The organism is Pseudanabaena sp. 'Roaring Creek' (assembly GCF_001402795.1).
Lineage (GTDB): Bacteria > Cyanobacteriota > Cyanobacteriia > Pseudanabaenales > Pseudanabaenaceae > Pseudanabaena.
Map to the genome: position 1 here is coordinate 1 of NZ_LIRE01000211.1, position 6,646 is coordinate 6,646.

The 6,646-nt window shown below is 42.4% G+C and carries 6 protein-coding genes; 2 read left to right on the forward strand and 4 right to left on the reverse strand.

Annotated elements, in window-relative coordinates; all coding sequences use genetic code 11:
• Positions 1-137: 137 nt before the first annotated feature.
• The gene (locus AC805_RS06870) at positions 138-653 is read right to left on the reverse strand and encodes a hypothetical protein (RefSeq protein ID WP_055074727.1); all 516 of its coding nucleotides are present in this window, start codon (positions 651-653) and stop codon (positions 138-140) included.
• 324 nt (positions 654-977) lie between these two features.
• Between AC805_RS06870 and AC805_RS06875 the strand changes: the two genes are divergently transcribed.
• Positions 978-3,059: an FAD-dependent oxidoreductase gene (locus AC805_RS06875; protein WP_055074728.1), complete on the forward strand. Its 2,082-nt coding sequence runs from the start codon at positions 978-980 to the stop codon at positions 3,057-3,059.
• Between the two features lies 1 nt (position 3,060).
• Here the strand turns inward: AC805_RS06875 and AC805_RS06880 are convergent, their stop codons facing one another.
• Both AC805_RS06880 and def read right to left on the reverse strand, forming a co-directional pair.
• Positions 3,061-3,423, reverse strand: a complete 363-nt coding sequence (locus AC805_RS06880; RefSeq protein WP_055074729.1) for a cupin domain-containing protein — start codon at positions 3,421-3,423, stop codon at positions 3,061-3,063.
• 187 nt (positions 3,424-3,610) lie between these two features.
• The gene (gene def / locus AC805_RS06885) at positions 3,611-4,177 is read right to left on the reverse strand and encodes a peptide deformylase (RefSeq protein WP_055074730.1); all 567 of its coding nucleotides are present in this window, start codon (positions 4,175-4,177) and stop codon (positions 3,611-3,613) included.
• A gap of 496 nt (positions 4,178-4,673) precedes the next feature.
• Here def and AC805_RS06890 point away from each other — a divergent pair, with 496 nt between their 5' ends.
• The gene (locus tag AC805_RS06890) at positions 4,674-5,267 is read left to right on the forward strand and encodes a DUF3177 family protein (protein WP_055074731.1); all 594 of its coding nucleotides are present in this window, start codon (positions 4,674-4,676) and stop codon (positions 5,265-5,267) included.
• 206 nt (positions 5,268-5,473) lie between these two features.
• On the opposite strand, the gene AC805_RS06895 is transcribed toward AC805_RS06890, so the two are convergent.
• Positions 5,474-6,406 (reverse strand): NAD(+) kinase, encoded by a 933-nt coding sequence (locus AC805_RS06895; protein WP_055074732.1) that lies wholly within the window; start codon positions 6,404-6,406, stop codon positions 5,474-5,476.
• Between the last annotated feature and the right edge of the window lie 240 nt (positions 6,407-6,646).

Here is a 6,646-nt window from a genome sequence, read left to right on the forward strand (position 1 = left end):
ATCTTTAAATTAGTAGATGATCGCTTAAAAATAATTGAAGTATAGAAACTCTGTTATTTCTCAGCCAAAGGTGGGGAAATAACTCTGTACTTCACTAGAATGAGAAACGCCATAAATCTTTTTAAATCTTCATGATTTTACTTTTCATCATCATCGGTAGACACTTTATTTAATTGTATTTTCAATAATCGGAATGTAAATTTGACCAGCACCAAAATCTGGATAAAAAGTAATGAAAAGGTTAAATAATATAAATCTATAGCTATACCTTTTGTGTCAATGACATCATTATGAATGGCAATTGCATTAACAGGAATAACTATTAATGAAGACACGATTAATATCGCAAATCCATAGGCATGACAAGCTTCATCAGTTAGATCTTCTTTAACATTATTAAAGATTGGATATAACCCTATCTTCTCCATCATAAAATCTCTCTCTTCTAAAATCACCCCAAAGAGAATAAAAAATTCTACAGAGTTAAATATAATATTATGAAGAATCTCTTCATTTTTATGGTAATTAGACAAAAGGGGGAAAGCGGTTTTTATGATTTGAGTTAAAACTACAATTAAACATGTATTTAAACTACAAATAAATAGGCGACTTGTCAAAAGTCGAAGAACGGGAGTTAATAAGTAACTTCTCATGTATGCGATCTTTTTGCTTCTATATTATTCAGTATTCCAAAATGATTTTTAATCTTTGCAGGGATTTTATTCGCTTTGTGGAATTGTAGTCAAGAGGTAAACGCTCTATCTAATTGGTATAAGCAATTTATTCAAATGTCGATTTATGCATCTATTTGTTAGGCGGCGATCTTAATAACTTTACGATCGCACAACTAAAGATCGAAGGATTAGCCCAAATCATTAGATTCTTGAATAAGTTTATTAACGAATGATCACAATTGCTAATTCTGCATTCTAGGGATCCCTGTAAACTAGCAAAATAAGTTATCGAAATGTAAATTAATGTCAAAACCATCGCTAAATTTTCAAAATATTATTGATATTCCCGTTCGGTTTGCAATGTCAGCGATCGCCTTTACATTCTGTTTGGGAGCGTCGAGTAACGATCGCGCGATCGCCCAAAAGCCCCTGACCAGCAATCCCGAACGCAGTGAAGAATGCGAAATCTTGGTGGTGGGTGGTGGGTTGGCGGGTACGGCAACCGCCTACGAAGCACTGCTAGCTGGTCGTACGGTTTGCGTCACCGAGATTACCGACTGGATTGGCGGACAAATCACCTCCCAAGGTACTTCCGCCCTAGATGAAGCTAAAAAACAACGCAGTCTCTGGTTTTTCCCAAAAGGCTATATAGAATTTCGCAAGCGGATCGAACAGAACTATGGAAAATTAAATGCGGGCGATTGCTGGGTAAGCGTATCCTGTTTCATTCCCAATACAGCCCAGCAGATATTAATGGGAATGTTGCAAGATGCCGCGCAAAAGGGCAATGGCAAACTGAAGTGGTTTCCCAATACCGTCGTCAAAAAACTGGAAATGAGTACCGATGGGAAAGAGATCGATAGCGCGATCGCCATTCAACATAGTCCCGCCCCCAATACACCGCCTCTAAATTCTGAACCGCTTTCACAAATTATTGAAGATGCCTATCGTTACGAAAATTCGCCTCGATTGCAAAAACAAGTAATTCGGTTTATTCCCTTAGCTAAGCCCCAGTCACAGCAATTAAAGCGACCAACCGATTGGTTTGTAATTGACTCTACGGAGACAGGCGAAATCATCGCGTTAGCCGATGTCCCCTACCGCTTGGGTATCGATCCGCGATCGCCCCTCAATCCCTCTTCGCCCGTCACCGAAAATGATGCTTACTGCACCCAAGGGTTTACCTATACCTTTGCGATGGAGCAAACTCCAGAGGCACAACCACAGGAGAAACCCAGTTTTTACGATCGCTACGCGCCCTATTACGGCTCCGATCCGAAGCCCAATCTTGCTAACTTCGATTCTATCTTTACCTATCGCCGCATCTGGAATGCGGAAACGGATAATCCTAAAAAAAATGCCTTTGGCGTTTCCTCAATGAAAGCAGGAGATATCTCTATGCAGAATTGGGTATGGGGCAATGATTATCGTCCTGGCACTGATAAAGATAATCTCATCTATTCTAGAGAGCAATTGCAGCAATCTGGACAGTTAGCACCGAATGGATGGATGGGGGGACTGCGCAAAGAAACCCTCCAGAGTGGTGAAGAAATTGCACTGGGTTTTTACTACTGGTTAGTGGCGGGCACTACCGACTCCCAACAGAAGAATGCATGGAAAAAGCCTTTTCCTAATCATCGCCTATTGACTGGGCTTGACTCACCCATGGGAACCTTGCATGGTCTATCTAAATATCCATATATCAGGGAATCGCGGCGGATTATTGGTCGTCCCTCCTATGGCTATCCCGACGGATTTAGTATGTCTGAGATTGATGTTTCTCAAGTTGATTTTAGAGATGAAATCTATCGCCAGCAGCTCTCACAGGAAGACTATCGCAATTTATGGAAGGCTCTCTCAGGATTGGAGGCGACGAGCGTTATCAAAAACAATACCAATCCCGATCGCATTGCTCGGCGGACTCGTTCGACGATTTATCCCGACGCGATCGGCATCGCCCAATACTATCTGGATTTCCATCCTTGCTTGAGTGAATATCCCGTTGAAAAGGCTGGTAATACCGAGCGCTCTGGCGTTCGCAATGGTCATGGTGCTGCTTTTCCAGGACAGATTCCTCTGCGATCGCTAATTCCTCAAAAAATCGACAATCTGATCGTATCGGGCAAAAATATCGCCTATAGCTACATTGTTGCGGCAGGCTACCGCGTTCATTCCTACGAATGGTCTGTGGGAGCCGCCGCAGGAACTACCGCCTCTTTTGCTCTCTCAGAAGGAATTTTGCCCTATCAAATAATCGAAGATTTGCCGAGGGTCAATCCCCAACTTGCCAAATTGCAGCAAATACTCACCCAGAACAATAACCCGATCGCTTTCCCCGACACATCTATTTTCAATCTTAATTGGAATGAATGGAAAATTTGGTAACTCAATCGTAAATGGTTTCATCCTCTTGTCGCCAAGCAGGATCGACAATACAAATAAATACTATGGGCTCATCCCCAATATTTTTGAGGAACTGCTTCGCATTGGGAGGAATATATAGAGCATCGCCAGATTCAATCTCGCGAACATCATCATCAATATGCATCTCGCCTCTACCACTAAGGATGTAATAGACTTCGGAAGTGGTTAAAGAATGCGGTTGCGAAGTCTCACCCACAGGCAAAATTGCATGGGCAAGGCTATAGCGCAGGTTAATATCCTGCTTGTCTGGATGCAATAATTCACGCAATATCGTCGAATCACCCGCAATAAATTCTGGGCAATCTAATAATTTTTGGATCAGCATAATTGGAGCAATATAAAACGATATAAATAAGTGGCTGGACTTAATTAAAACCCCAAAAGCTGTAGCGCACGCGCAGCGTGCGCTACAGCTTTTGGGGTTTTCTATTTAATTGTACCCAGCTACTTAGAACTAGGCTAAAAAACAAATAGAAAAAAGGTGGATTTGCCACCTTTTTTCTATTTGTTTTTTATTTGATTGCTTGAACATCTTTTGTTGCAAACCCATGGGCACTTAATTCCTTGTTTAGCGCGATCGGATTCTTGACGCGATCGACAAATAAAACGCCATTAAGATGATCCATCTCATGCTGAATTACCCTTGCAAGCAATCCCTCCGCAATCATATGCTGCGGTCTGCCATCTTCATCGCGATAGGATACCTCAACGCGATCGGGGCGCACAACATCAAGAAATACTTCAGGAATACTCAGACATCCCTCTTCGCCAGTAATCAAATCACCACCTGAAGACTTGATTTCGGGATTAATCATTACGAGGGCAGGCTTGCTTTCGTCTTTAAGTTCGATATCGATGACGAGCAATTGCTTGTTAATTCCGACCTGTGGTGCAGCAAGTCCGATACCGTCATTGCTGTACATTGTTTGGAGCATCTCGACAATAGTCTGACGAATTTCGTCGTTTACTTTGCTAATACGTTTTGCAGGTTGACGCAATACGCGATCGCCTAGGGTATGGACTTGTAGTGGAGGATTCTTGAGTTTTTGTTTGGGAACTTTGATAGAAATTGCAGACATTGCCAATCAGCTTGTAAATATAAGCTTGTAGTGAACTATTCATATTTTGCCACAATTTACTCCAATGCTCCTTTTAAGCAGTTAAGCATAATTAAAAACCAAAACCAGAGAGCGTACCGCCCGCGTAGCGGGCGGTACGCTCTTCTAGGTTTTAAGTTTACTTATGCTTAGCTACTTAGCTTAAATTCTCGGATATCGCTAAAGATGTCAGGAGTCGCCAGTAGAGTACGAGGCTAGATAAGCTATTTAGCCGATGTAAAAAATTTGCTTCTTTGAGAAGCTAAAAACAGCAACATAGATGTTTCGTTAAGCCCATTTGATGCGAGATTTGAACTAACAAGTTTAGGTCTCGCTATTTTTGTTGCAACTCTTGTAGCAATACTTTACTAATCTCTTCTAAAGAAGATCTGCTAAATCAAGCTATGAATTGAGATTATTTGTTGCAAGTTAGTATAGTAACATAAGTTGGAATATCTGGTCAGAATTTTTTGCCTTTATGGATGCAACCCTTATTCGTCAACTTGTATGGCTAGACTATCGCTTAGCTCTGGTATTTATGGCTCTGATTCCCTTTGGTATGTCGATCTGGGCTTTTCGGGGTGGGAATGAAGCCATCAAGCGATCGCTGCTTTTATACTGGCGTGTCGCAAGTCTGGTACTGATTACTATTTATTTAGCGATCGGTAGTTTAGGCATATCTTTTATCTCTGGCATCGTAGCAGCGCTTTTAATCGTTCTTGCCCTTTGGTTTTGGCAAGATTTAAATGAAGATATCGAAGCTTCCCGCAATAAAAGTCTCAAATTTATTTATTTAGGATGGCGTTGGGCAACCACTATTTATTGCTCGGTGAGTGCTATGTTTCGCCTCTTGTTTTCTAACTGCGCCTTTGTGAAAATTGAGCAAATTGGTGATATTTGTCCAATCTGGTTTGAACCTCCCCTAAGCTTTAGTAATTTATTTCATAACGGCGTGCCTGTTGAGAATTTGGCATTTATCGGCGCAGTGGGGGGAATTGTGTATGTCTTATATCTATTTTTCTTTCTCGCGTTTAGCTTGCCTAAAACTGGTCGAATCGCATTTCGTGACTAGTTTTGACTGTTGCTAACCCAAAAGATAATGGCGGCGCGAAGCGCCGCCATTATCTTTTGGGTTAACATATGCATCATTACGAAGCTCTTCTGTTTATTGCCTCATACCGATTCCCAAAATGGCAACGCCATTTTGGGAATCTCAAAACCTTAATGGGGCTGTTTGTTAATTCACTAGAAGTGTTGATTCATTTCAGTGAATTAGTATTATTGCGATCGATAGGGATTAGAGTAGCGAACCCTTGCCCCCGTCCATAGAAGCTTTTGGCGTAAAGCCTGATAGTAGGAATATTCTTCGCGCAAGACGACAAATTGAGCCTGATGCTCCGACATCTGGATGTCAACTCTCTGTCCAGGAAAAATGGATGTGGCTATAACTCCATCAGTCCATAGTTTTAAACTAAAGTCATCGGTCGAAAGCGGCCAAATACTCACAGTTAGTTTCGGTGGAATTACGATCGCCCTGCTCGATAAACTCAACGGACAGATAGGTGTAATGGCGATCGCGTGCATTCCTGGATGCACAATGGGACCATTTGCCGCCACCGTATAGGAAGTTGAACCCGTGGGAGTCGCGACAATTAGTCCATCACCATGGTATTGATCGACCACTTCGCCAGCAATTTCCAATTCTAGGGATGCCGTAACCATGCGATCGGGAGAAGCAGGCTTCACGCACATCTCATTGAGGCATAAGAATGGACCGCAAGGTTGACCAAATTTTCCACCTAAGCCCTCATCTACTGTAATCACCCTTGCCTGTAGCATCATCCTTCGCTCGATCGCAAAAAGATCTGACAGCAATCGCGTCCAAATTTCACTAGTATTTTCGCATTCCTCGATGGAATGGGTGAGAAAGCCTAGATGTCCACCGACATTAATAGCCAGAATTGGGACTCCCAGACTCGCCAAATATCGCGCAGCCCCCAAAGTTGCGCCATCTCCTCCAAGGACAACAGCAAGATCGATTTCTTGGTGCATAGATTCGAGGAATACAGGATAGGGATTATCACTGGCTCCTGTAGGTCCAATTAATACTTTGACTCCGAGTTCCTCTAACTCTCTACTACATCGTTCTGCCCATACTTTGCCAATTTGACTACCTGACTTATAGGCAATGATTGCTTTACTAATCTTCACGATTTGCCCTCAAATTGGGGTGAATGGTTAGCAGTGGTTCCCGTCAATATTGGGGTTGTTGGGCTTTGCTCTGCACTAACAATTATTGACTTTATCATGCCTATTTCCATGCCTATTTTCATGTCTATAGCTGCCGCCAACTGTATCAGGACATAAAACCCCAAAGAGAGTTGCCGCGCTCTGCGCGGCAACTCTCTTTGGGGTTTTGATTTTGTCCTAACAAAACTGGCGGCAGCTATA

What these genes read in the sequence shown, in the direction of transcription:
- AC805_RS06870 (WP_055074727.1), bottom strand. Translation starts at nt 653, where the DNA reads ATGAGAAGTTACTTATTAACTCCCGTTCTTCGACTTTTGACAAGTCGC.
- def (WP_055074730.1), bottom strand. Translation starts at nt 4,177, where the DNA reads ATGTCTGCAATTTCTATCAAAGTTCCCAAACAAAAACTCAAGAATCCT.
- AC805_RS06890 (WP_055074731.1), top strand. Translation starts at nt 4,674, where the DNA reads ATGGATGCAACCCTTATTCGTCAACTTGTATGGCTAGACTATCGCTTA.
- AC805_RS06880 (WP_055074729.1), bottom strand. Translation starts at nt 3,423, where the DNA reads ATGCTGATCCAAAAATTATTAGATTGCCCAGAATTTATTGCGGGTGAT.
- AC805_RS06875 (WP_055074728.1), top strand. Translation starts at nt 978, where the DNA reads ATGTCAAAACCATCGCTAAATTTTCAAAATATTATTGATATTCCCGTT.